Origin of the sequence: Pseudoalteromonas sp. XI10 (assembly GCF_001469895.1) — a bacterium.
Taxonomy (GTDB): Bacteria; Pseudomonadota; Gammaproteobacteria; order Enterobacterales; family Alteromonadaceae; genus Pseudoalteromonas.
This window is the reverse complement of sequence record NZ_LOPY01000047.1, coordinates 39,418-65,372: the sequence shown is the minus strand read 5'-3', so window position 1 is coordinate 65,372 and position 25,955 is coordinate 39,418. Positions and strand designations below refer to the sequence as shown.

General features: G+C 41.4%; 26 protein-coding genes. 17 read left to right on the top strand and 9 right to left on the bottom strand.

Features of this window, described 5'->3' with window-relative positions; translation table 11 throughout:
* Positions 1–55: 55 nt before the first annotated feature.
* Entirely contained in the window at positions 56–859 is an 804-nt protein-coding gene (locus AUR67_RS12150) for an inner membrane protein YpjD (protein ID WP_054551738.1), read from the bottom strand.
* 243 nt (positions 860–1,102) lie between these two features.
* Between AUR67_RS12150 and ffh the strand changes: the two genes are divergently transcribed.
* The 6 genes from ffh to tyrA all read left to right on the top strand — a co-directional run bounded on the left by ffh (position 1,103) and on the right by tyrA (position 6,070).
* Complete coding sequence (gene ffh, locus AUR67_RS12145; protein WP_054551737.1) at positions 1,103–2,479, top strand: signal recognition particle protein; 1,377 nt, start codon at positions 1,103–1,105, stop codon at positions 2,477–2,479.
* A gap of 240 nt (positions 2,480–2,719) precedes the next feature.
* Entirely contained in the window at positions 2,720–2,968 is a 249-nt protein-coding gene (rpsP, locus tag AUR67_RS12140; protein ID WP_054551736.1) for a 30S ribosomal protein S16, read from the top strand.
* Positions 2,969–2,985: 17 nt separating this feature from the next.
* Entirely contained in the window at positions 2,986–3,519 is a 534-nt protein-coding gene (gene rimM, locus AUR67_RS12135) for a ribosome maturation factor RimM (protein WP_054561890.1), read from the top strand.
* Positions 3,519–4,286: a tRNA (guanosine(37)-N1)-methyltransferase TrmD gene (trmD, locus tag AUR67_RS12130; protein ID WP_054551734.1), complete on the top strand. Its 768-nt coding sequence runs from the start codon at positions 3,519–3,521 to the stop codon at positions 4,284–4,286. The genes rimM and trmD overlap by 1 nt, the downstream gene beginning before the upstream one ends.
* A gap of 33 nt (positions 4,287–4,319) precedes the next feature.
* The gene (gene rplS / locus AUR67_RS12125; protein WP_054551733.1) at positions 4,320–4,679 is read left to right on the top strand and encodes a 50S ribosomal protein L19; all 360 of its coding nucleotides are present in this window, start codon (positions 4,320–4,322) and stop codon (positions 4,677–4,679) included.
* 257 nt (positions 4,680–4,936) lie between these two features.
* The gene (gene tyrA, locus AUR67_RS12120; protein WP_058585459.1) at positions 4,937–6,070 is read left to right on the top strand and encodes a bifunctional chorismate mutase/prephenate dehydrogenase; all 1,134 of its coding nucleotides are present in this window, start codon (positions 4,937–4,939) and stop codon (positions 6,068–6,070) included.
* Positions 6,071–6,145: 75 nt separating this feature from the next.
* On the opposite strand, the gene nhaB is transcribed toward tyrA, so the two are convergent.
* Positions 6,146–7,726 (bottom strand): sodium/proton antiporter NhaB, encoded by a 1,581-nt coding sequence (gene nhaB, locus AUR67_RS12115; protein ID WP_054561888.1) that lies wholly within the window; start codon positions 7,724–7,726, stop codon positions 6,146–6,148.
* Positions 7,727–7,959: 233 nt separating this feature from the next.
* On the opposite strand from nhaB, the gene fadR reads away from it, so the two are divergent.
* A complete protein-coding gene (fadR, locus tag AUR67_RS12110; RefSeq protein WP_054561887.1) occupies positions 7,960–8,673 on the top strand; it encodes a fatty acid metabolism transcriptional regulator FadR in 714 nt (237 codons plus the stop codon).
* A 284-nt stretch (positions 8,674–8,957) separates the two neighbouring features.
* Positions 8,958–9,563, top strand: coding sequence for a peroxiredoxin C (locus tag AUR67_RS12105; RefSeq protein ID WP_054561886.1), 606 nt, complete (start codon positions 8,958–8,960; stop codon positions 9,561–9,563).
* A 68-nt stretch (positions 9,564–9,631) separates the two neighbouring features.
* Here the strand turns inward: AUR67_RS12105 and AUR67_RS12100 are convergent, their stop codons facing one another.
* The gene (locus tag AUR67_RS12100; RefSeq protein WP_235591841.1) at positions 9,632–12,157 is read right to left on the bottom strand and encodes a TonB-dependent receptor; all 2,526 of its coding nucleotides are present in this window, start codon (positions 12,155–12,157) and stop codon (positions 9,632–9,634) included.
* A gap of 265 nt (positions 12,158–12,422) precedes the next feature.
* Complete coding sequence (gene smpB / locus AUR67_RS12095; protein WP_054551727.1) at positions 12,423–12,902, bottom strand: SsrA-binding protein SmpB; 480 nt, start codon at positions 12,900–12,902, stop codon at positions 12,423–12,425.
* Between the two features lie 133 nt (positions 12,903–13,035).
* On the opposite strand from smpB, the gene AUR67_RS12090 reads away from it, so the two are divergent.
* Positions 13,036–13,476, top strand: a complete 441-nt coding sequence (locus tag AUR67_RS12090) for a type II toxin-antitoxin system RatA family toxin (protein ID WP_054561884.1) — start codon at positions 13,036–13,038, stop codon at positions 13,474–13,476.
* The gene (locus tag AUR67_RS12085; RefSeq protein WP_058585457.1) at positions 13,473–13,799 is read left to right on the top strand and encodes an RnfH family protein; all 327 of its coding nucleotides are present in this window, start codon (positions 13,473–13,475) and stop codon (positions 13,797–13,799) included. The genes AUR67_RS12090 and AUR67_RS12085 overlap by 4 nt, the downstream gene beginning before the upstream one ends.
* Positions 13,800–13,841: 42 nt before the next feature.
* Here the strand turns inward: AUR67_RS12085 and AUR67_RS12080 are convergent, their stop codons facing one another.
* A complete protein-coding gene (locus AUR67_RS12080; protein WP_054551724.1) occupies positions 13,842–14,204 on the bottom strand; it encodes an outer membrane protein assembly factor BamE in 363 nt (120 codons plus the stop codon).
* Between the two features lie 117 nt (positions 14,205–14,321).
* On the opposite strand from AUR67_RS12080, the gene AUR67_RS12075 reads away from it, so the two are divergent.
* Complete coding sequence (locus AUR67_RS12075) at positions 14,322–14,639, top strand: GIY-YIG nuclease family protein (protein WP_058585456.1); 318 nt, start codon at positions 14,322–14,324, stop codon at positions 14,637–14,639.
* Here the strand turns inward: AUR67_RS12075 and AUR67_RS12070 are convergent, their stop codons facing one another.
* The 4 genes from AUR67_RS12070 to ilvC form a co-directional block, all read right to left on the bottom strand.
* Positions 14,640–15,506: a M20/M25/M40 family metallo-hydrolase gene (locus AUR67_RS12070; RefSeq protein WP_058585455.1), complete on the bottom strand. Its 867-nt coding sequence runs from the start codon at positions 15,504–15,506 to the stop codon at positions 14,640–14,642.
* Positions 15,493–16,677 (bottom strand): tetratricopeptide repeat protein, encoded by a 1,185-nt coding sequence (locus AUR67_RS12065; RefSeq protein ID WP_058585454.1) that lies wholly within the window; start codon positions 16,675–16,677, stop codon positions 15,493–15,495. Before AUR67_RS12065 ends, AUR67_RS12070 begins: the two co-directional genes overlap by 14 nt.
* A gap of 84 nt (positions 16,678–16,761) precedes the next feature.
* Complete coding sequence (locus AUR67_RS12060) at positions 16,762–18,675, bottom strand: methyl-accepting chemotaxis protein (protein ID WP_058585453.1); 1,914 nt, start codon at positions 18,673–18,675, stop codon at positions 16,762–16,764.
* A 144-nt stretch (positions 18,676–18,819) separates the two neighbouring features.
* Entirely contained in the window at positions 18,820–20,292 is a 1,473-nt protein-coding gene (gene ilvC, locus AUR67_RS12055; protein WP_058585452.1) for a ketol-acid reductoisomerase, read from the bottom strand.
* 146 nt (positions 20,293–20,438) lie between these two features.
* Between ilvC and ilvY the strand changes: the two genes are divergently transcribed.
* The 6 genes from ilvY (at position 20,439) to AUR67_RS12025 (ending at position 25,947) form a co-directional block, all read left to right on the top strand.
* Entirely contained in the window at positions 20,439–21,341 is a 903-nt protein-coding gene (gene ilvY / locus AUR67_RS12050) for an HTH-type transcriptional activator IlvY (RefSeq protein WP_058585451.1), read from the top strand.
* Between the two features lie 278 nt (positions 21,342–21,619).
* Positions 21,620–22,597, top strand: a complete 978-nt coding sequence (locus AUR67_RS12045) for a GGDEF domain-containing protein (RefSeq protein WP_235591834.1) — start codon at positions 21,620–21,622, stop codon at positions 22,595–22,597.
* Positions 22,598–22,764: 167 nt separating this feature from the next.
* The gene (locus AUR67_RS12040; protein ID WP_055197444.1) at positions 22,765–23,598 is read left to right on the top strand and encodes a MipA/OmpV family protein; all 834 of its coding nucleotides are present in this window, start codon (positions 22,765–22,767) and stop codon (positions 23,596–23,598) included.
* 1 nt (position 23,599) lies between these two features.
* A complete protein-coding gene (locus tag AUR67_RS12035; RefSeq protein ID WP_054561875.1) occupies positions 23,600–23,986 on the top strand; it encodes a DUF3019 domain-containing protein in 387 nt (128 codons plus the stop codon).
* Between the two features lie 14 nt (positions 23,987–24,000).
* Positions 24,001–24,693 (top strand): response regulator, encoded by a 693-nt coding sequence (locus AUR67_RS12030; protein WP_054562019.1) that lies wholly within the window; start codon positions 24,001–24,003, stop codon positions 24,691–24,693.
* 6 nt (positions 24,694–24,699) lie between these two features.
* Positions 24,700–25,947, top strand: a complete 1,248-nt coding sequence (locus AUR67_RS12025; protein ID WP_058585449.1) for an ATP-binding protein — start codon at positions 24,700–24,702, stop codon at positions 25,945–25,947.
* The last annotated feature ends 8 nt before the right edge of the window (positions 25,948–25,955 follow it).

The following is a 25,955-nucleotide window of genomic DNA, read 5'->3' as shown; positions in this document are numbered from 1 at the left end:
ATCCTTTTTTTATAAATCAGTGCATATTAAGCTAGAGACAGCTTGCTGAGTCAAGTTAAAACTTATTTAGAACCACTTCTTGGATGAAACGGCTGCCAAAATAAGCAAGTGACAAGATAAAAGCGGCTATCATGATCGAAAATACCACAGGCTTACCACGCCAGCCTTGGCGTAAGTGACCTACAGTGACCACAGTAAAAATTAGCCAAGCAATTAACGATAAAACCGTTTTGTGGATAAACTCACTGGCAAACATTCCCTCTAAGAAGATGAACCCAGAAAGGAGAGCAAAAGTCAGTAAGATAGTACCCAGCGTGAGTAATTGATAAAGCTGGCGCTCAACCACCATTAAAGGAGGGAGGTGGCTGTGTACAATTGCCAAGTCTTTGCGTTTGAGGCGCTTATCAATAAAGTAGAACTGGACCGCATAAAGTGTTGAGATTATCAAAACACAATAGGCTAGGAGTGATAAGGATATGTGAGTAACTAAACCAAGCTCAACATCGATTGATTGCAAAATCACATGATGCGGTATAAACAAGCTGGCAAGGGTCAGTAAGGCTGCAAAACCATAAACAACTGGCAACAATAAAGTCGCGGGGAATTTGAGAGACACAGCAGTCACCGACACCACAATGACCCAACAGGTTAATAAGGCAACGTTGACGATACTTAAATCTTGGCCGTCAGCACGAAAAACTGAATTAACCAGTAATAGCATATGAGCAAGGATAGCCACAGTGCTAAGAATGACTGTGAGTTTTTGGCTTGGACCTTGTTTGTGGAAAAGGCGTGATAGCACATGTGACGTTGCTAACACATAAAACAAACTAGCAATAATAGTTAAACTAATAATCATCGTGTTTTGGCCACTTAATTTATATCGATAAATCCTTGTCTCTTTGATGCCATTGTATTTTATAGCAAGGCAAAAGCATAGAGTTTGTAAAAAGAAACTCAAACTGCGCACTTGAACACTGTATTGTCGACCACCATTTACGGTATACTGCTAGGAATTAAATTTTAATATTGCCTGTATTGTCGCCAAACTTGTTTGATTTATGTACATTGCAGGTGCAACACGTTTTATCGGAACCTTTACATGTTTGAGAATCTCCAAGAACGCTTAGGTAAAACCTTAAAAAATATCAGTGGCCGCGGACGCCTAACTGAAGACAATATAAAAGATACATTACGCGAAGTCCGCATGGCATTTTTGGAAGCGGACGTTGCATTACCGGTTGTTCGTGAGTTCGTTAAGCAAGTTAAAGAACGCGCCGTAGGTGTTGAAGTAACAAAAAGCTTAAGCCCAGGCCAAGTCTTTATTAAGATTGTTCGTGAAGAACTTGAAAAAGCCATGGGTGAAGCTAACGAAGAGCTAAGCCTTAATGCACAGCCGCCAGCGGTGGTGATGATGGCGGGTTTACAAGGTGCTGGTAAAACGACCAGTGTTGGTAAACTAGCTAAATTCTTAAAAGAGCGTAAAAAGAAATCTGTATTAGTTGTGAGTGCCGACGTTTATCGTCCGGCAGCAATCAAACAGCTTGAAACACTGGCTGATGAAGTGGGTGTTGAGTTCTTCCCAAGTGACATTTCACAAAAGCCGGTTGATATCGCAAACAATGCGATTTCGCACGCGAAGAAGAAATTCATTGATGTGGTATTAGTTGATACCGCAGGTCGTTTACACGTCGATAACGACATGATGGACGAGATCAAAGCACTTCACAGCGCGATTAACCCAATCGAAACCTTATTCGTTGTTGATGCGATGACAGGTCAAGATGCGGCAAACACTGCAAAAGCATTTGATGAGGCGCTTCCTCTAAGTGGTGTGATCTTAACTAAGACCGATGGTGATGCCCGTGGTGGTGCTGCATTATCGATTCGTCATATTACCGGTAAGCCAATTAAGTTTATGGGTGTGGGTGAGCGCACTGATGCTCTTGAACCATTCCACCCTGACCGTATTGCTTCTCGTATCCTAGGTATGGGTGATGTACTTTCATTAATCGAAGAAGTCGAAATGAAAGTAGATAAAGAGAAAGCTGCTAAAGTTGCCGAAAAAGTATTTAAAGGTGATGGTTTCACATTAGATGACTTTGCTGAGCAACTTCGTCAGATGAAGAACATGGGCGGTATGATGTCGATGCTTGATAAGCTGCCAGGCATGCAAAACCTACCAGACGCTGTAAAAGGCCAGATGGGTGATAAAACTTTCGTACAAATGGAAGCTATCATCAACTCTATGACGCCAAAAGAGCGTGCCCGTCCTGAAATCATCAAAGGCTCGCGTAAAAAACGTATTGCTGCAGGCTCTGGCACTCAGGTGCAAGAAATCAATAAACTGCTTAAGCAATTTACGCAAATGCAGAAGATGATGAAGAAGATGAAAGGCAAAGGTGGCATGAAGAAAATGATGCGCGGCATGAAAGGCATGTTACCACCAGGTATGATGGGTGGCGGCCCTAAATTTTAATAGTGCTGTCTATTAAGTGTATAAAAAGGAGCATATAGCTCCTTTTTTTGTAGATAATTTATGCGTAGTTGTTAGCTGCATGTAAGATTTAAAGCCCAGATCAGTGTTTAATCAACTAAACTTACATTTTGCAGCAGTTCTTACTTGCAATGTTGCAAAAAACTCGTACAATTCCCCAGCTTCCCGTATTGGGGAGTAAATCTTATTAATGAAAACAGTCAATCTAATGTAGAGGACGGTATGGTAACTATTCGTTTGCAACGTGGTGGCGCTAAAAAACGCCCTTTCTATCAAATTGTGGTTGCGGATAGCCGTTTCTCGCGTGACGGTCGCTTCATCGAGAAAGTAGGTTTCTTTAACCCAATCGCTTCTGGTCAGGAAGAAAAAGTACGTTTAGATTTATCTCGTGTTGATCACTGGGTAGGTCAAGGCGCATCTCTTTCAGATCGCGTAGCTAAGTTAGTTAAAGACGCTCGTAAAGCGGCTTAATAGGCGTAAGAGTAACCATGAGTCAAGAGAACACCTCGTATATTACAGTAGGAAAGCTCGGTGCCCCGTATGGTATAAAGGGCTGGCTTAAGGTGCATTCATTTACTGATGATCCCGAAGGGATCTTCGATTTCAGCCCATGGTTGATAGGGCAACAAGGTAAATGGCAGACCTTAGAAGTGGTCGACTGGCGTCGCCACAACAAAGGCTTTATCGCTAAAGTTGCGCAAGTAAACGACCGAGACGAAGCAATGGCTTTAACCAATGCAGAAATCTCAGTAGATGCAGCGCAGCTACCAGAATTACCGCAAGGTGAATTCTATTGGCGAGATCTGATCGGCATGTCTGTTGTAACTGATAAAGGTTATAACTTAGGCACTGTTGATGACCTAATGGAGACAGGGTCAAATGACGTTTTGGTTGTGAAAGCAAACAAAAAAGATGCATTTGGCCAAGCAGAGCGTTTAATTCCTTTCTTAACAGATTCTGTTATTAAAGAAGTTAAACATGATGCAAGAGAAATTACCGTAGACTGGGACCCAGGGTTTTAATGTCACAAACGAGTTCGCTATGGGTAGGGGTGATAAGCCTTTTCCCGGACATGTTTGATGCGATTACCACCCAAGGGGTAACAGGTCGCGCAGTTAAAAATGGTCTAATCGACTTTAACTGTTGGAACCCACGTGACTATGCCACTGATAAGCATAGAACTGTGGATGATCGTCCTTACGGGGGCGGTCCTGGCATGTTAATGATGGTTGAACCATTGAAACAAGCTATCCTTGACGCCAAAAAAGCGGCAGGTGATGGTGCAAAAGTAATTTATATGTCCCCGCAAGGGCGCAAATTAGATCAGCAAGGTGCAAGCGAGCTTGCACAATCAGAAAAGCTGATTTTAATTGCAGGTCGCTATGAAGGTATAGATGAGCGAATCATAGAATCATACGTTGACGAAGAATGGTCAATTGGTGATTTTATTTTAAGTGGTGGTGAACTACCCGCGATGACGCTAATTGATGCAGTAGCACGATTAGTACCAGGGGTGTTAGGTCATAACCAGTCAGCTGAGCAGGATTCATTTTCGAATGGCTTGCTTGATTGTCCTCACTATACACGGCCAGAGACATTGGATGATAAACAGGTACCTGCTGTATTACTCAGCGGAAACCACCAAGAAATCGCTAAGTGGCGCACAAAGCAATCACTTGGTAGAACTTGGCTTCGTCGTCCTGACTTGTTGCATAACCTAGCTCTGACTGAGGAGCAAGCGGCACTCCTTGCTGAATTTCAGCAAGAGTACCAACAAGCTTGTGGCTAGAAGACAGTTACACCTAGGAAAGTGAGAAATATAATGGCAAAAGTAAACCAAAATATTATTAAAGCGCTTGAAGAAGAGCAGCTTAAAACAGACGTACCAGCATTCGGCGCTGGTGATACAGTAGTTGTACAGGTACGTGTAAAAGAAGGTAACAAAGAGCGTCTACAGGCCTTTGAAGGTGTTGTAATCGCTAAGCGTAATCGTGGTCTTCACTCAGCATTCACAGTTCGTAAAATCTCGAGCGGTGAAGGTGTTGAGCGTGTATTCCAAACGCACAGCCCTCTTATCGATAGTATCTCAGTTAAACGTCGCGGTGCAGTTCGCCGTGCGAAACTTTACTATCTACGTGAGCGTTCTGGTAAATCTGCACGTATTAGAGAAAAACTTAACTAATACGCGCTGTTTTACAACGCAAAATAAAACGGGTTGCAGCCTTAGGTTGCAACCCGTTTTGGTTTTTATAGCACAAAAAAATTTCCCTCCCCTGAGAAATACTCCCTTCTAAATTATCTGTTATCCCTTTATGAGCTATGCTACATGCACGTTAGGGCTTTGTGCTTTGGCTGTTATCCTGTTACTATAATTTGTATTAAAAGCTTTACTTTTTTGTATATAAATATTTACGTTTTTAGGGTTTGAGGTGTAGTAACGTGGTAACAGTGAATGATCTAGCTGATTTAAGAGCAGGAATAGATGAATGTGATGCACAATTGGTGGCATTACTGGCAAAGCGTAATGGGATTACAGAAAAAATAGGCGCAATTAAGCAACAAATCGGTGCACCATTACATGCCCCAGATCGCGAGGCTGATTTACTCGCGGCACGTCGTCAAGAAGCAATCGCACAAGGGGTTAACCCTGAGTTAGTTGAGGACATCCTACGCCGTATGATGCGTGAAGCCTATCAGAATCAGCAAGGTAGCCTTGCTTGTGTTGCGCCTCAGTTATCACCCATTGTAATTGTTGGTGGTGAAGGGGCTATGGGCCAGTTGTTTGCACAACAGTTTACTCGTTCAGGTTATGAAGTGCGTATTTTAGATAAAGCACAGCAAGCACAAAGTGAAACGATATTAAAAGGGGCAAAATTGGTTCTTGTTAGTGTGCCAATTAATGCACTTGAGCAAGTTGTCGCAGCGTTACCAACACTTGATGATGACTGTTTACTGGTTGATATTACCTCTGTTAAGCAAAAACCTTTAAAAGCACTTATGGAGGCTCATAGCGGCCCAGTAGTTGGCTTACACCCCATGTTTGGCCCAGATATTTCACATTGGGTAAAGCAAACGGTCGTCGTGTGTGAAGGGCGAGATCATGAAGTGGCTAAAGGGTTAATGGCACAACTACAAGTTTGGGGCTGCCAAGTGGTTGAAATGGATGCTAAAAAACACGATGAAGCAATGCAGATCATTCAGGTTATGCGCCACTTAACAACCTTTGTATATGGTCAGTTTCTTGCCAAGCAAAGCCATACACTTGCAGAGCTTCGCAGCTGCTCATCACCCATTTATCAATTAGAGTTAATGATGGTAGGGCGCTTATTTGCTCAATCTCCAGAGCTTTACTCTGACATCATGTTAGCGCAATTCGACGATGTAGAAGCACTGCTTGCAAACTACCAAGATACTTTTGCAGACACGCTCGAAAAGCTAAAAGCTGGGGATAAAGCATCATTGATTGCCGCATTTGCTGATGCAAAAGAATACTTCTCAGATGCGACAGCACATTTCTTAACGCAAAGTCGCAGCTTACTCAATAAAGCAAACGACGCAAAAGTGCTAGATTAAACAGCTCTAATCTAGCAAAAAAACTCTATCAAAAAAGCCCGCATCAAGCGGGCTTTTTAGTTTTAAATAATCGTTCTAGTGACCACCTAATGAGCCAGGTAACGCACCGCTGTGGTGATTGATTAAGCCCCATTGATACAGTAAGTCAGTCATATCTGAAAGGCTGAATAAGGTCATGCTCAAGCCAACAATTGTCAACACTATGGTATAAGGTAGTGCCATGTATACCATGCGCCCATAAGATAGTCTTAACACAGGGGCTAATGTTGATGTAAGCAAGAATAAGAAGGCTGCTTGTCCATTAGGAGTCGCAACACTTGGTAAATTAGTACCTGTGTTAATTGCCACAGCTAATAGGTCAAATTGATCACGGGTAATTTGACCTGCCTGTAACGCTGCAGCCACTTCATTGATATACACAGTACCCACGAAAACGTTATCGCTGACCATCGACAGAATACCGTTGGCAATAAAGAACATCACTAGTTGCAGCTGGCCTTCAAAGGTAAGCACCCATGCGATCACAGGTGTAAATAAATGCTGGTCGATAATAACAGCGACAATTGAGAAGAATACGCAAAGTAATGCTGTGAATGGTAGGGCTTCTTCAAATGCTTTACCTAATTGGTGCTCTTCAATAATACCAGCACTGGCTGTGGCAAAAATAATTACAGACAAACCAATTAAACCAACAGTGGCTAAGTGAAGGGCTAAACCTATGATCAACCAAACAGCAATGAAAGCTTGAATCGCTAAGTTCACTTTGTCGCGTGTGGTGCGTTTTTTCTCAAGCTTTTTAGCATGATCCGATAAAATCGTGTGGATGGGGGCAGGGAGTTTTGCGCCGTAACCAAAGGCTTTGGTTTTTTCGAGTAAGAAAGTAGTAGCAATACCGGCAATCATAACGGGTAAAGTAATAGGCAACATTCGGAAGAAAAATTCGCCAAATAACCAGCCAGCACGCTCAGCAATGATCAAGTTCTGTGGCTCGCCTACCATGGTACAAACACCGCCTAAGGCAGTACCAATTGATGCATGCATTAATAAGTTACGAAGAAAAGCACGAAACTCTTCAAGCTCTTGACGATTCACAGGGCGAACTTGGTTATCGTCATTAATATCATGCTCGCTGCTAGAGTCTTTTCCTGATGCAACCTTGTGGTAAATACTGTAAAAGCCCATCGCAACGGCAATAACAACGGCCATCACCGTTAACGCATCTAAGAAAGCAGATAAAAAGGCCGCAGCAATCGTAAAAGAAAGTGATAACACGGTTTTACTTCGCACCGAAACGACCAGCTTTGTGAAGATATATAAAAGCAAGTCTTTCATAAAATAGATACCGGCAACCATAAAGATAAGTAACAGGATCACATCGATATTCTGTACTATTTCATGTTCAACTTGACCGGCGGTTGTCATGCCGATAAATAAGGCCTCAATTGCTAATAAGCCTCCCGGTTGTAGCGGGTAACATTTAAGTGCCATGGCGAGTGTAAAAATAAACTCTAGCACTAATACCCATCCTGCCAGGTAAGGGTTAAGTTGAAATAACACCGGGTTGATTAATAAAAACGCAATAATGGTGTATTTATACCACTGTGGTGAAGTCCCCAAAAAATTTTTAAATATTGCTGGTAAAACGCGCTGCTGCATGGCCGTACCTTTTAATAGTGCTGGTTGTTATTGTTAATATTTGGAAATTGAATATACCGAAAGTATTGTTATTTGGTGTACTTTTAATCCAAAAGGTCATTTATTTATCGAGATTTTACAGATTTTTATGCACTGCGGAGTTAGTTTACTTGTTAGTTGCTGATCATCTGGTACAATCAGTGAGTTGAACACCAAATGCGGTAAAAGTAGTTGCTAACTCAAGTGGAAATTGGATGAGAATTTTTAAAGCGAAAAGCCCAGCAGGTTTTGCTGAAGAATACATTGTTGAATCTATTTGGAATGGTGACTTTCCGCCTGGCTCAATTCTTCCTGCTGAACGTGAATTGTCAGAGCTGATTGGTGTAACACGTACAACCTTACGTGAAGTACTTCAGCGTTTAGCCCGTGATGGCTGGCTAACAATTCAACACGGTAAACCTACCCGTGTTAATAACTTCTGGGAAACCTCGGGTCTTAACATTCTAGAGACGCTAGCACGTCTTGATGAAGACAAAATGCCAGAGCTAACTGATCAATTACTTTCGGCACGTACGAATATCAGCGCGATTTACACTCGTGCAGCAATCAAGCTAGCCCCAGAGCGCGTTATTGAAATTTTATCGCAAAGCGAAGAGCTTGAAGACAGTGCTCAAGCATTTGCTGATTACGATTATAAAGTTCACCATGAATTAGCAGTAGCAGGTAATAACCGCATTTACGTGCTTATCTTAAATGGCTTTAAAGGCTTCTATTCAAAAATTGGCTGCCATTACTTCTCTGATTCACGTACACGTGAATTAGCACGTCAGTTTTATAAAGATTTAACAGAATTGGCAGAGCGTCGTGAACATGACGGTGCGATTTCTATGATGCGTAAATACGGTCATCAAACAGGTGAAATCTGGCAGCAAATCCGTGGTGATATGCCAGAAGATATCATGGACTAAGCGTCTGTATTGATATTCATTTAAGAACCCAGCTAAAAGCTGGGTTTTTTGTGTTCTGTCGGTCAATTTGCACACTAATGTAGAGTTATCTCAAACCCCGTTTATTGCGAATCAATTTTTCCGATTAAGCATATCGTTTTTTTCGATTGTTCATTTGTCTGTAACCTCATTAAACTATCTTGCAAATTATCAATACTTACTCTTGGTTTTTGATTTTTAGTAACCATATCTAAGTGAGTATTGCATAGGCAATTGGAAATAAACTCAAATATTTGGAGATAAAAATGGGTGTATTAGTTGGCCGTCAGGCACCAGACTTTACTGCAGCAGCTGTTCTTGGTAACGGTGAAATCGTTGAAAACTTCAACCTAAAAGAAACTATCAAAGGTAAAAAAGCAGTTATCTTCTTTTACCCGTTAGACTTCACTTTCGTTTGTCCTTCAGAGCTAATCGCTTTCGACAAGCGTTTTGAAGAATTCCAAAAGCGTGGCGTTGAAGTAATCGGTGTTTCTATCGATTCACAATTCTCACACAATGCATGGCGTAACACTGCCGTTGCTGACGGTGGTATTGGTCAAGTTAAATATGCACTAGTTGCAGACGTTAAACACGAAATCTGTCAAGCATACGACGTTGAGCACCCAGAAGCAGGTGTTGCTTTCCGTGGTTCTTTCCTAATCGACGAAGAAGGTAACGTACGTCACCAAGTAGTTAACGACCTTCCACTAGGCCGTAACATCGACGAAATGATCCGCATGGTTGACGCGCTAGCGTTCCACAGCGAGCACGGTGAAGTATGTCCAGCTGGTTGGACTGAAGGTAAAAAAGGTATGGACGCAAGCCCTGCAGGTGTTGCTAAGTTCCTTTCTGAAAACGAAGGCGACCTATAATCTAGGCCTTAGTTAAAGAATTAAAAAACCCGCCAATTGGCGGGTTTTTGTTTTTAAGCTCAACGAGATTAGTTAAAGCGCATTGTTAGCTTAGTATAGAAATAACGACCACGTGGGTTATGTACGCTTGATACATAGCCATATAAGTCGCCATCACCATCACCGATTGCAAACGGAGGATCTTCATCAAACACGTTATTCACACCCACAGAAAGTTTGATTTTCTCTGAGAAGTTATACGCAGTCTGTAAATCAACCAGCGTTTGTGAATCAACCATACGTGATGTGTTGCTATCAAAGTCTAAATTACCGTCAAAGTCGATATCTGGCGTATCTTCAAACTCGCCAGTGTAACTAACGTTCACATTAGTGTTGAAGTCACCCATTTCCCAGTTTGTTGAGAAAATCCAACGGTTTTCAGGATAACGGTACTCGCCAGTGTAATCGCGGCCATCTTTCTTAAATTCGTTTTGGTAAGCCCATTCTAAATTGAATTTTAAGAAGCCGTAATCGTTCATCGCATGTGTGTAGTTAGCCGATACATCGACACCTGATACTTCTTGTGATGAGACATTTTCAAAAGTGCTGTAAACTTTTTGGATTACACCTAAACTCTGACCATTTTGTGGAGCTAAACGCACACACACAGTGCTGTTTTGGTCATTACAGTTGTTATCATAGATAGGGCCGAACTCTTGTTCGTCAATCTTATTATCTTGGGTAATGCTCCATACATCGATTCCGAAACCAAACTCAGCGGTTGGTGCCCAGATGAACCCCACATTCCATGACTCTGATTCTTCAGCTTCAAGGTTCGGGTTACCCGCAAATTGGATATTGTAATCTAGAGCGTTACAATCCTGTCCTGTTGCCTGACAGCGATAAGTATCTACAAAGAATTGACTTTCTTCCGACGGACCTAAACCAATTTGTGCCAGTGAAGGCGCGCGGAAACCTTGAGCCCACGAACCACGAACAGTGATTGAATCAGTTGGTGCCCAGCGAACAGCTACTTTAGGGTTTGTTGTTGAGCCAAAATCGCTGTAGTCATCGTATCGACCCGCTAATTGCAGTTCTAGGTTATCTGCTAAAGGAATTGAAAACTCAATATAAGCTGCGTATTGGTCGCGTTCTGCAGCGGCTGATACAGACTCAGTACCAAAGATTAAACCACGTTGGAATTGGTCGTCTGGAATATCGCTCACATCTTCTTCACGGTATTCAATACCAGCAGCCATCATTACTACATCATCGCCAAAGCTGAATGCTTCACCACTGATATTTGCATCAAATGAAGTCATATGAGACTCACCACGGCGCACTAAGCTTGTCGTGATACGGTCAATAACTGCTTGGTCATTATAGGTGCCACCAAATGGGTTATAGTTACCTGCATCGATTTCTTGTTGTAAGAAATCAGTGCGCACCCAACCTTGGCTTCTGTCACCGGTTTGCATTGATTTACTGCGACCTTTTTGAACTGCTGCTTCCCAGCTCCAGTCGCTGATCTCACCTTTTAGGCCCGCAACAAAACGCAGCGTATCTGATTCAATATCCCATTGGCGAGGGCCGGCATCTACCGTTCTGTAACGACCAATTTCGATATCTTGGCCAAACGGGTTGTTAGGATGGCTTGCTGGCACTGTAAGGCCTGCATCTTCATCAAGAGGCGTTGGTGCACCTGCAGCTTGCGACGTATTATGTTGTACTGCAACCTCTAAGAAAGCTGAAATACCATTGTCGAAGTTATATTCAAATTGCGAGATAGCACCGACACGTTCAGATGCTGGGGTTACGTAGCCATACGGGCCGTAGTCAAATAAGCAGCTGCCACTTGCAGTTGCATTTTCTGCCGGACAGGCTGGATCAATTGTTTTTTCACCATCTACATAGAAGTAGCCCGGGAAACCACGGGATGAGCGAAAATCCATACCACCGTATGGTTCTTGGTTTGCTGTGCCTAGACGTCCCATTTCATCAGAAGAAAGTGCAGTGTTGTTAAAGTAATCAATAATAATAGATGCGCTGCTTTTTTCTGTACTGGTACCCCAAACTAGGCTTGCTGTTTTTTCTTCGTAGTTAGGACCGTCAGTGCCACCATATCCAAGGTTTACTTCTAGGCCGTTAATATCTTTCTTTAAGATGATATTAACTACACCAGCAACTGCATCAGAGCCATAAATAGCTGATGCGCCATCCTTTAAAATATCGATACGCTCAATCGCAGAGACAGGGATTGAGTTGATATCAACAAACGAATTAGTAATGCTTTCAGCAAAAGCGCTAATAGATACACGACGGCCATTAATAAGTACCAATGTTGCGTCTGAGCCTAAACCACGAAGGCTGACTGCTGCAGCACCATTAGCTGTAGAGTCTTGGTTATTACCGCGAGTAGAGAAAGTACCATTACCTGCAACTGGCATACGTTCTAATAGTTGTTGTAGGTTGTCGTAGCCCATGTTATCGATGTCTGCACGACTGATTGATTGAACCGGTGATGGCCCTTCAATATCTGAGCGCTTAATGCGAGAACCTGTAACTTCAATACGCTCGACCTTTTCAGCTCCGTCTGACTCTGCAGCAGCTGACATAAAACTCGTGCCTGCTAATGCCGCAACTGTAAATGCATAGAGAGGTCGTTGTATAAAGCGATGGGTGTTCTTCATATATTTCAATCCTTGTATAATTGTGAAAGTGTTGTGAATTAATCACGACAAAGATTGATATCATGTAAATGGTGGCGAATGAAATAGCAAAAAAGTATGGGTTTATTAAGGGGTTAAGGTTCTTAAGTAGGGAAAGTCAGGACTGGTAAGGGGTACGAGCCTACCAAAAAGGTTAGGCTCATTTCATAAATTAAGCTTTATGTTTCATCAGGCGTTCTTTTTCACGCGCCCAATCTTTATTTTTTCCGTCTTCACGTTTGTCGTGCATCTTTTTACCTTTAGCAAGGTGGAACTCCAACTTCACCCAGCATTTTTTCCAGTACATTGCAGTCGCGATTAATGAAAAACCTTCGCGTTCTGTAGCACCGATAAGACGATCGATTTCACGCTTATTTAAAAGTAACTTACGATACCTTAAAGGATCGCAAATTACGTGAGTAGAAGCACTGTTGAGAGGCTGAATTTGACTGCCAAGTAAAAATGCTTCGCCGTTTTTAATGTGAATATAAGTCTCAGAGATGTTTACTTTACCAGCTCGGATACTTTTTACTTCCCAGCCCTGTAGTTCAACCCCTGCTTCGAACTTATCGTGTAAAAAATACTCATGACGCGCTTTTTTGTTAAGCGCGATGGTATTACTTGTCGATTTAGATGATTTTTTCTTAGCCATAGTGGCTCATATTATACGGAAAAACAGCGTTTTTACATCGCTTTTTTAAGGCTTTGCAGATATTTTCGTGTTACTAAAATTTGGGGAAATAGCCAAAGCTTGCTAAAATTCGCCGACAAAGTTGGGAGTGAATATGCCGCAAATAGAAAAAAGTGCGCTGGTAATGTACAGCAGCAAAGAAATGTTTGATTTAGTGAATGATGTTGATGCTTATCCAGAGTTTTTACCACATTGCTCAGATGCTAAAATCGTTACACAACAAGCCAGTGGCATGACGGCCAGTTTAGAGATCTCAAAAGCCGGCTTAAAAAAGTGGTTCACTACCGAAAATACCTTTATTGATGAGCAAACTGTTGCACTACGCTTAGTCGACGGCCCATTTAAAAAGCTGCAAGGTAAATGGCATTTTTTACCGCTGGACGATAAAGCATGTAAAGTTCAGCTTCACCTTGAGTTTGAATTTGCTAGTAAACTTATTGAGATGGCTTTCGGTAAAGTATTTAACGAAGTCGCTAAGAACATGGTTAATGCATTTACACAACGTGCTAAAACTGTATATGGAGTTCGCCCATGATCACTGTTGAAGTGGTTTTTGCCTTACCAACAACGGCAACCAGTTTGCTGGTAGAAGTGCCAGTAGGCACTACAGCTGAGCAAGCGGTGATTAAGTCAGGTATTATTGATAAGTGCCCTGAAATAGACGCAAATAACCTAACGCTTGGGATTTGGAATCGTACTTGTAAACTGCACCAAGAAGTAAAAGATGGCGATCGCATAGAAATCTATCGACCGCTTATTGCTGATCCAAAGGATGCACGCAGACGCCGGGCTGAAAAAGCCAAAGAAGAGGGCCGTGCTAATAAGATTACAGGTGGGCGTCCACTTAATAAGGCATAAAAAAGGGTAGCTTAGGCTACCCTTAATTAATTCGAATTAATATTACTCTTGCTCTAAAGGTGTATTAAATTCGCTAGGTTGTTCGTAGTCACCCGATAACGAAACAAGCTTATCGTTTTCGAAGTTAATAGTGAGTGACTTACGTTGCTCGTTACTGCGACCAAGGTTGAATACGTACAGGTAGTGCCAGGTATTTTTATCAAATGAATCTTCAGCTACTGGCTTGCCAAGTACATACAGTACTTGCTCGCGAGTCATATTTACACGTAGCTTATCTACATCTGACTGCTCTAAGAAGTTACCTTGAGGAATATTGATTCGGTAAACCCAGCTTGAACACCCTGCTGTAGCACTTAAAGTAAGGGTAAGTACTAACCAAAAAGAAAAAGTTTTAAACGACTGCATTATTTGTTTGAATCCTTATTTTTTATACACTGCATGATACCGATTAGTCACAGAAGGTAAAACCCTTTTCAGTAATTGTTTTTACTGAAATGCGATTAACAATCACGAGGCACAGATTTGACCACAGCAAACCCAGAAAGTTTACAGCAGCCTATAAAAAACAACGATAATTCAGAGACTCTGTGGCATTTGTATATAGTGCAAACACGTTTAGGTCATTGGTACACTGGGATCAGCACTAACGTTGAAAAGCGTTTTATGCAGCATCAAGCGGGGAAAGGGGCTAAAAATCTTAAAGGCAAAGGGCCTTTAACACTTATCTATCAACAGCAGGTAGGTAATCGTAGTGAAGCAACTAAACTTGAAATAAGTGTAAAAAAGCTCAGCAAAGCACAAAAAAGGCGGTTTGTTTTAACTTCTGAACTACCCAAATAACTAACTTGGAAGCTTTTCAATAAATAGGGCTATCTTCGCCATAGCATATTCGAACAATGTAAAGTCAATGTGTGCCGCTGTGTCAGTGCTTTGATGATGATGTTTATCGTGTCCGATGCCAAAATAAATGTAAGGGATCCCCGCTTTAGCGAATGAATAATGGTCACTTGCTCTGCGCCAGTCAACTTTGAGATCAAATAATCGATTCAGCCTCGCTGACGAGCTAGTTGCCATAAAGGTTAGATGCTCATCAGATAGGGTTTTAATGTCAGTTTGATATTGCGCTAATGATTGCTTATCTAAAAACGCATAGATACGCGGTTTTCGTGGGTTCACAACGAGCATATCTAAATTAATATTAAGTTTGATTTCGTCTTTATTAAGTGTCGAAACCAAGTACTCGCTACCATGTAGGCCATTTTCTTCTGCATCAGTTGCAACAAAAACTAATTGATAGGGCTGGGGGCTTTGTGCAAAGTGCTCAGCTAAATAAAGTAAAGCAGCAACGCCGCTGGCATTGTCATTAGCACCCGGATAAAGCCGACTGCCTTTTTGCCCTAGGTGATCATAGTGGGCAGTAAAAATAACTTTTTTACAGTTTTCACAGCGGCTATTTTGGGACGCAATAATATTCCGCCCAGTAGCCTTGCCAAAGAATCCTGATTGATAAGTAAAACTTTGTTCATTAACAGAATAGCCAAGAGCTATAAAGCGCTCTACTATGAAGTCAGCGGCTAATTTCGCGCCCTCGGTATTCGTTTTTCGCCCTGCAAATTGAGGCGATGTTAGCGTTATTATGTCTTGTTCTAAGTCTGTATTGGCAAATGCTTGCCCAGTGCTTATCAGTAAAGCACTAGCGGTAATCAATAAGCTTTGCAGTATGCGAGCGAAGCGCTTGTAATTTACTCTCGTAACGCTGTTTATCATGATCAAAGTCTGCTTTATTGTTTGCCATAGTTAAGTACTTTTTAGCCAGTTTTAAGTCACCCAATTGATAGTAGGTTCTCGCTAAACCAAAATCAGTATCATGCAGGGTTGGATTTAAGTCACGGGCTTTTTTGTAGTGCTTTATGGCATCTTGATAACGGGCGGTTGTATAGGCGTCATTTCCTAAAGAAATATGGTAATAAGGGTTTGCTTGGCGTTTATTATCAAGCTTGGCTAATATAGCTTGACCTTGCTCTTTACGATCGGTCAGGTTATAGAGTCTTGCTAAATTGCCTAATGCGGTGTTGTTGTCTGGATCTAAACTAATCGCGTATTGGTAGGCTGTTTCTGCACTTTGATAGTCATTTGTTAATCTGAATAACACGCCAAGGTTGCCCCATGCACCTGAGTAGTTGCTATCAATATCAACTGCTGCTTTGTAATAGCTAAAAGCAGTATCATAATCATGTTTTAGCATCGCAGCTGCGCCTTTATTGTTATAAAACATTGCTGTGATGCGGGCTTTATTGATGTTGCTAGTTTTAAACGCTTCTTGGCGGCTGTTAGGGTCAAAGTCTATCACTAAAGAGCGCTCTTCTGGGTAAATGACTTTTCTATTTACCACAAGTTTTTGAGCTTCACTTACTTTTAAGTTGATATGGCCTGTGAGTAAATTAAAGCCATTATCAAGTGCCCAATATTCTGGGATATGCACTTTTTGAAATTGTCCTTCAAGGCCGAGGTAGTCAGCAAGGCTATAGGCTAAAATCGATAATGATAAACAGTTAGCGTTTAAGTTTGAGTAGGCTTGATTAGCGGTTAAGGTAGCACCAGATTGATAAGATAAAGACGCATCGCCATTTTGCAGTAGGAACTTCAATAAACGTTTAGTGCTTTGCAATGAACGGCTGTCTTTTGGAAAAGCACTATCAAGTTGCTCTTTTACATGTTCGCTTAATGCAAAAATTTCTTGTTGAGTTTCAACTGGGGTTTGAGTAAACGTATTACTTTGCCTCAAAGCAAGTGGTGGGGGAGCGGTGTTATTTTCTGTACTACTACACGCTGTTAATAAGCAAAAGCTTGAGGCTAAAACAATGCTAGATAATTTCATCTGACCCTCTTAATTCATGGCCTAATACCATTTAAGTATAGGCCGTGAATGAAAAAGGGTCAGGGTTAACTGTTACAAAACGTGTCAGCGTTTATCAAACGTCGCAACAAGGTCATCAAGGGTTTGCGCACTGTTCGCTAAGTCTTTGATTGCTTGTTCACTGTCAATTTGTTCACGCATGACGTTGTCACTAATGTCACTTATTTGCTCAATGTTACGACCTACATCTGCCACAACATTACTTTGCTCTTCGGTCGCAGTTGCTATTAAGGTTGCCATATCGTTTATTTCATTAGCAGCATCGTTGATGGCGTTGAGCAATTCAACAGAGCTTTGCATTGCATCAACGCTTAATTGAGCTTGTGATTTTGAGTGATTGATGTGATTAACCACTAAATCAGAGGTGCTGGTAAGTTCACTGATCATAGTTTGAATTTCGGTTGTTGACTGTGAAGTGCGATTTGCAAGCGCTCTTACTTCATCAGCTACAACAGCAAAGCCTCGGCCGTGCTCACCCGCACGAGCAGACTCAATCGCCGCATTAAGTGCTAACAAGTTGGTTTGCTCAGAAATACCCCTGATAGAGTCAACAATACTGGCGATAGCTTGCGTTTTGTTGGCCAGCTCGTTTACTTGCTCGGTGATATTATCGATATCACATGCCAGCTCTATTATCGCTTCTTTACTTTGCGTTACCTGAGTATGGCTTTGTTCAGTGTTCTGCTTACTATTCTCAGTGAGCTTAGCCGTGTTCGCTGCGCTTGAGGCAATTTCTTGCACTGTCGCACCCATTTCATTAATCGCCGCAGCAACCGAGATAGTTTGCTCTTTTTGATTATCAAGTGCTTCTGAGTTCTTCTGTGCTTGCTGAAACACATGATCAGCGCTTTGTCTGATTTCACTACTTTCTTGAGCAACTTGGCTAATTGCAGTTTCAATCTTAGAGATAAACTGGTTAAAGCCTGCAGATAAGTTAGCAAGTTCTGGCTGCTCAGAGTCAGGAAGTCTATATGCTAAGTTAGCATCACCAGAGCCTAAACGGGTGAATAACTCAGCCATTTTCGACAGCGGCGATGAAAGCGTGCGTGCAAGCACTAAACCAGCAAAACTAGCTATCAGCGCAATCACTATTGCAAAGCTAATAATTTGCCATTGTAAAACCTGAATACTCGAAAACACTTCGTGCTTAGGTACTTGGGCAATAACAAATAAATCGGTGTTTTTAATAGGGCTTGCTGCCACTAAGGTTGCTTCACCATTAAGATCAATCTCTTGTAAATTGAAGTCGCTTTGCGTTAGCAGAGTACGCGTGATGCTTGCTTTATAAACGTCATCTAAGTTAGCTTTAGCGACTTTGTTTTCGTCTTTATGTAGCTGAATGAGGCCGTTTTTATCGGCAACAAATACAAAACCGGTTTCTTCGATTTGGAAGCGCTGCAGCATAGCCTGCATATCGTCAATGCTTTTAGCAAGACCTGCTAAACCAATGCCGTTGGTTTGCTGGTGGTTTACAAACATTTTCACATCAGTCGGTGATTCTTGATAGATACTGATAGAAAAAGGTTGTGCGGTGTTAGTAAATGCAAAAAACCAACCATCTTGTTCTTTAGTTAAAACGCGCAAGAAACCGTCTTGGTTCCAATATTGTGCGGTTTCACGATTAGCCCACGAAGCGGTTGCTAAATCGTATTGCTTAACAAGGCGGTTAAGTTCTTTTAGCAGTGTTTTATCATCAGTATTGCCTGAACGCGCCCACTCTAATACAAACTCGTTACTAGAGAGTTGCTCAGCTGCACTGATCATTTGATTTATATCGTGAGTAATATAGTTATCAATTGCTTGAAGTTTGCTAGGTAGTTCAGATTCAATCATTCGTTGTTCGATGATTTGTTTTGCACTGTATATCGCTGTTGCGCCGATTAACGCAGCAACAATGAGGGCAATTGAACTGCCAAGCAGTGTAATTTTTTTAGTAATGGTGAGTTGATTTAACGCCATGAAAGTGTCTTAGTTTACAACATTTAAGTCAGTAATTTTAGCATACACTTTACAGATGACGAATCAATGTAGGGACAAAAAAAAAGCCCAAAGCATATAAGCAATTGGGCTTGGTTTCTAACAAGCGAAACTTACTTTCCAGGGTTAAACAATTTTCTTCATTGCTGACATGTAACCACGTAGCTTGCTACCAATGATTTCAACCGGGTGCTCGCGTAGTGCTTTATTCACGGCAATCAAGGTTTGGTTATCAACTTGGTTGCTAGCACTATCAAGTCCTTTACCAATCACATCAGTGTCGATGTCTTTCATAAAGTCTTGAAGCAGCGGTAAACACGCGTGGTTGTATAAGTAACAGCCATACTCTGCAGTATCTGAAATAGTTCGGTTCATTTCGAAAAGCTTCTTACGAGCAATGGTGTTTGCGATAAGCGGCGTTTCGTGTAGTGATTCATAGTAAGCAGATTCAGCGATGATACCTGCAGCAGTCATGGTTTCGAAGGCAAGTTCAACACCTGCTTTAACCATGGCAACCATTAAAATACCTTGGTCGAAGAATGCTTGCTCGCTGATTTCTTGGTCGGTATTTTGTTGCTTTTCGAATGCAGTTTCAGCTGTTTCTGCGCGCCATGCTAGTAATTTTGCGTCATCTTCAGCCCAGTCAGCCATCATACCGCGAGAAAATTCGCCGCTGATGATATCGTCCATGTGCTTGTTATAAAGTGGACGAATAATTGTTTTAAGCTCTTCACTTAATTCAAATGCTTTCACTTTTGCTGGGTTTGATAAACGGTCAAGCATGTTTGTTACACCACCATACTTAAGCGCTTCAGTGATCACTTCCCAACCGTACTGGATTAGTTTTGACGCATAGCTTGCATCAATGCCTTTTTCGACCATTTTATCGAAGCAAAGTAGTGAGCCTGTTTGTAACATGCCACATAGAATCGTTTGCTCACCCATTAAGTCAGATTTAACTTCTGCAATGAATGATGATTTTAATACACCCGCACGATGACCGCCGGTACCTGCTGCATATGCTTTAGCTTGCGCTAAACCATGGCCTTGAGGGTCGTTTTCTGGGTGAACTGCAATTAATGTTGGTACACCAAAGCCACGTTTGTATTCTTCACGTACTTCTGAACCAGGGCACTTAGGTGCAACCATGATTACTGTTAAGTCTTCACGGATTTGCATGCCTTCTTCAACAATGTTGAAGCCGTGTGAATAAGCAAGTGTTGCGCCTTGTTTCATTAACGGCATGATGGCAGTGACAACAGCCGTATGTTGTTTATCAGGCGTTAGGTTTAATACTACATCTGCTGTTGGGATAAGCTCTTCATATGTGCCTACAGTAAAACCATTTTCAGATGCGTTTAAGAAAGATTGACGACGCTCAGCAATAGCTGACTCACGAAGAGTATAAGAAACATCTAAACCAGAATCACGTAGATTTAAACCTTGGTTAAGGCCTTGTGCGCCACAACCGACAATAACGAGTTTTTTCCCTTTTAAAGCGTCTACACCATCAGCAAACTCTGCTGGGTCCATAAATTCACATTGCGCTAATTGCGCTAACTGCTCTCTTAAAGGAAGAGTATTAAAATAATTCGCCATTGTTAGTGTCCTATAAATACAATTTTGTTAGAAAATCAAAGAACCGACGTGGTGTTCTTTGTATGTATTAACACTATGCAATTTTTTACCTTGCGTAAAATGATATATTTGAATTAAAGTATTTCATAAAATGAAATGGTGGCGATATGGATCACAAACATCTTAATTACTTTTTGGCGTTAGCTAAGACGCTGCACTTTGCTAGGGCCAGTGAGCTTTGTCATATCAGTGCGCCAACTTTGAGTCGCAACATCAAGCAACTTGAAGAAGAAGTTGGGGTAGTGCTGTTTAATCGGGATAATCGCACCGTAAAATTAACTCGCGAGGGTGAGTCATTTATTGAGTACGCTAATGCGACGCTGGCTAACTGGCATCGTTTTAAGGCTAATGTGCAAGAGCCGCAACAGCATGTTTATGGCAATGTCAGTATTTATTGCTCAGTAACCGCCTCTTATAGCTTTTTACACCAAATACTCGAGCAACTGCGAATGCAACATCCATATATTGAAATTACCCTCAATACCGGTGATCCTGCTCTTGCCATAAACCGTGTTTTAGATGGCCATGAAGATATGGCTATTGCTGCAAAACCTATGAAGTTACCTGGGCAAATAGCCTTTACCAGCGTTGGTTACTCACCATTAGTACTGATAGCACCAAAAATAGTGTGCCCGATCAGTGAAAAGCTTTCTGCCAGTGAACAAATTGATTGGTCAGATTTAGAATTTATTGTTGCTGAGCAGGGGTTATCAAGACAGCGCCTTGAACAGTGGTGGCGTAAAAAGAATATTCATGGCCGTATATATGCGCAGGTTGCAGGCCATGAAGCTATGGTTTCTATGGTGAGCTTAGGCTTGGGTATTGCCATGGTGCCAAAAATTGTACTGGATAACAGCCCGCTCAAAGATAAAGTACAAATAGTGAGTGATGCAGAGCAGACTATTGCAGGATTTGAAATTGGTCTAGCTGTTTTAAATAAAGAGCGCCATGATCCGGCACTCAATGCCATTTGGAGTATTGCTCAATCGCTTACTCAGCAAGCAATCTAGCTTAAGATCTAGTCAATAACACTTTATTGTTAAATATATTATGTTGATACAAATGGCTTAATTTAAATTAATTATTAAGTATTGGTTTTTGTAAAAAATATTCGTGGTTTTTGCTGGTTTTACGTTTGTAAAATCCTTTTTCATTGATTTTTTTAATGGGGTTGATACCGTATTTTAAAATAATAAAACTTTCATGGCCTAGACTCATGATACTTTCAGCGCAAGCCGAACACTCTTTAAGCTACTCGAGCCACTGTCTGAAGCTCGCAATTCCTCTAATGGTTAAGTACAAAATGCCAATTACTCCGCTTAATTATGCGCTTTGGTATTGTTATGTTAGCGAAAAGAACCAAGACTTAAACAAAGAGCTTGATAGTATTATTAAAAAGCACAATACCTGTAGCCATGAGCAGGCAAAGCACCTTTTCAACAAGTATTTATCTCGGGACGACTTGGCACTATTTTATCAGCTATCTGGCGGCTTTAATGATGTTGTAGGCAGAGTCCACCAAGATATCAATGAAGCACTTAGTTACTCAGCAGATTTTAATGAAGCCCTGCAAGAATGCCGTAACACACTAACTAGTGCAGATATCAGTCAGGAAAGCGGCTTTGATGATGTACTTGATTGTGTAGAGCGCTTAAGTGACGAGTCGGCAGCTTTGCAAAGTCGTGCACAAGATTTTCAAAATCAGCTTGCGCTGGCTTACTCAGAAATTACAGAATTAAAACAAGAGCTTGTCAGGTCTAGAAGTAAAGCCGAAAAAGACCCGCTTACAGGGCTTTATAACCGCGGTAAGTTTGATGAAGATATCACGCGGTTTTGTCAAACCAATGACTTAGCTGAAGTCACTGTTCTTACTATGGTTGATATCGATCACTTTAAACAATTTAACGACACTTTTGGTCATCAAAAAGGAGACCAAGTTTTGCGTGCAGTTTCAGCAAAACTACTTAAACATGTATCTAGCGTTGGTCAGGCCTATCGTTATGGTGGTGAAGAGTTTTGTTTCACCGCACAGTTTGCAAGTATAAGTGACATGACTAATTTTACTCAGCAGCTGCGTCATGCTGTCGCTAAATTACAGATTAAAGAGCCTAAATCTAATAAGGTGTTAAGCCAAGTCACTGCTAGCTTTGGTATTGCTATAAAAGCTAAAAATAGTAATCCAGAACAACTCATAGCAAAAGCCGATAAAGCACTCTATTTAGCCAAAGAGCATGGCCGAAATCGTATCGAAATCGTCGAAGAGTAACAAACTTAACCGATATATGTATCAAATTTGTGAATAGTTGTAACCTTGCAACGACAGTTTGTTCACATCTTGATATTATGCTCTTATTGCAAAACCCCTTTGGTCGTAAAATAACAATGAAATCTCAAACGATCAGGATGTGCGCAGCGGTTTATGTCTTGATAGGCATGCTAGTAAGTCAAGCAAGCGCCGATGACTCAACGCGCACTGAACGTGAAAGCCGTGTGGCAAATCAACAGATCGATACCCAACAGTGGCACCTAAGTATTAATACGGGAGCTGGGGTGATTACGAACCCACTTCATGGTGGTGATAACTTACCATTAATTGTGCTGCCTGAAATCGCTTTTTATGGTGAAAAATGGTTCTTTGATAATGGCCGTTTAGGTTATTCATTCCAAGAAAGCGATACTCATGTTGTTAATTTCGTAACCGAGTTCAACCCTGAGACTCGCTTCTTTATAGATTTTCACCCTAGCAATGTTTTTGCACTGCAAACATCGAATAGCTTTATTGTTGAATCGACCACCAGTAATGAACTGGCAGAAAAGTCAGTATCTACGAACGATATTAAAAAGAGACGATGGGCATTAGATGCTGGCTTAAGCTATCACTATATTCATAATAATCATGTGATTTCTTTACAGGCACTAGCCGATGTTTCGGGCGTTTATAAAGGCCTTCGTAGTGCTTTACAATGGCAATCACATCACCGAATAGGAAACCTATCTGTCGCACCTAGCTTAGGGGTTTGGTACAAATCAGCCAGACTAAATGATTATTTTTATGGTTTATCGGCTAAAGAGTCCTCATATGGGGAAATAGATGTTGGCAGTAGTTGGCAACCTTATGCTAAAATCGACGCCCGTTGGCCCCTGAGTGAGGCTAACTCTCTTCGTTTTCATTTAGCATATTATGACTACTCAGCCGTGGATGACAGTCCGCTTTTTGAACACACGTACTCGATGACTGCATTTATAGGATTCAATCATATTTTTTAATATGAAGTATTTTGTTTTTAGTCTGTGTGTGTTTGTTGCTGTTATTTGGGTTACCCCAAGCCATGCGCAAGCGACTCAGTTTGATATCACGCCAAAAGTGTGTGTTGTATTACAACAGCACGAATTTTGTGATCTTGAGTTAAAAATCAGCTGGCAAACACAGCTGCCTCAAGATCTGTGTTTGTTTCAAAATAACCAACAAATTCAATGCTGGAACGACAGCAAAAAAGGGCTTTACAGCCATAAAGCGCGGGTTCAGGTTGAAACAATATACTCCTTAGTCAATCCGCACACGGGGAGCAAAATTGCGACCGCAAAAGTCGAAGTGCAAAGCACCGAAGCAAAAACAACGAGGCGTAGATTACGCTCACCGTGGAGCTTTTTTTAATTCAGGAGCAACCAATGGCAAAGATTTTACTTGTTGAAGATGATCTCGGCTTACAGCAGTTAACACGTGATTACCTTCAACATAATGGGTTGGATGTTGCGGTCCTTGAACGCGGCGACGAAGTATTTGAATACCTTGAAAACAACCCAGTTGATTTAATGATTTTAGATGTCATGTTACCGGGTAAAGATGGCTTTAGCGTTTGCCGTCAGGTACGTGATAAATTTAGCTTACCTATCTTAATGCTGACAGCTAAAGGTGAGGACTTTGACCAAGTGATTGGCCTTGAACTTGGCGCAGATGATTATGTAATTAAGCCTGCAGAACCTCGTGTATTGTTAGCACGTATCAATGCATTGTTACGTCGCGGTCAAGCTACAAACAAAGCGCCAGAAGAGCTTAGCTTTGGCGATTTAACCATTGATAAAACTAGCCGCATTGTTACACTTAAAGGCAGTGAAATTACACTGACTTCTCATGAATTTGAGCTGCTTTGGTTGCTTGCGTCAAATGCTGGTGAAGTGTTAAGTCGTGAGCATGTTCATCAACACATGATTGGTCGTCAATATGATGGTTTAGACCGAACCGTTGACGTACGTGTATCGCGTATCCGTAAGAAATTAGGTGATAACAGTGATAAACCATACCGAATTAAAACAGTTTGGGGACAGGGTTACCTTTTCGTATCTGACGCATGGGATATGTAATTTTTAATGGGGAAACTATTTGCTAGCTTATATCTTTATATAATAGTTTCTCTGTTTCTAGTTAGTGGGGTCATAGAGCAGTTATGGCCCTACGAAGAAACGCAACAGCAAATAGCCCTAGATCAAGAATTTGGTAAATCTCTGTGGTTATTAAGCCAAACTGAAAATGGCTTAGCGACACTCAAACAAGAATTCGAAAGCGAGATAATTAACCTCACCGATCTAGCACTTCCTGAAGACCTAAAAACACAGCTCAACAATGACCATTACCTGTATTTGTTCAATCAAGAACAAAAAGTGGTTTGGTACATAGCTCTTAATGACACTCAGCTTTTATATGTAGGCCCACTTTCAGTTGAAAACCCCAACTTTAGCTCCGTTTGGCCATACTTTTTATTATTAACTGTGATTGGCCTACCAATTGGACTCTGGAGCCTATTGCTATGGCGTGACTTTAATAAATTGACGCTCGCCTGTGAAGCTGTAGGAGGATCGCAAGACTTTGAGCTTCAGGATGCCTCTAAATCATTTTTTCTGCCGATTACTGATACCCTAAACGCGATGCAAGAGCGTATTCAGTATCTACTGGCTGCGCAGCAAGAGCTAACTTCTTCCGTTTCTCATGAGTTTAGAACACCCCTTGCACGTTTAAAGTTTGCTGTTGCCATGCTCGAAGAGCAAATCGAGAATGAAAAGTCGTATACATACATTGATAACATGCAGGCTGATATTGCAGAGCTTGAAGCACTGGTGTCAGAAATGCTTGAATACGCACGACTTGATTCACACCAACCAAGCTTAAAGCCCCGTTCCTGTGACCTAACAGCGCTTATCAATAGTGTGGTGAATAAACTCGAGTTTGCTACTGATATAGAGGTAGCAGTGACTGCACCCAAGCAGCTTTACTACGAGTGTGACGAGCATTTTATGGCGCGTTGTATTCAAAATCTATTAGGCAATGCACAAAAATACGCAAACCATAAAATTCATGTAAGTCTTGAGGAATTAGGGGATTCAATACAAATAAGTGTTGAAGACGATGGTCCTGGGATCGCTAAATCTGAGTGGCAAAGTATTTTTAAGCCATTTACTCGTTTAGATAAAAGTCGTGACAAGAAAACAGGGGGCTTTGGGTTAGGGCTTGCCATTGTCGCTAAAATTGTTAGTTGGCATCAAGGCCAGTCTGAGGTGTGTGACTCACCATTAGGTGGAGCTAAATTTACTATTCATTTGTTTAAAAGTAACTCGCTTTAAATTGCATG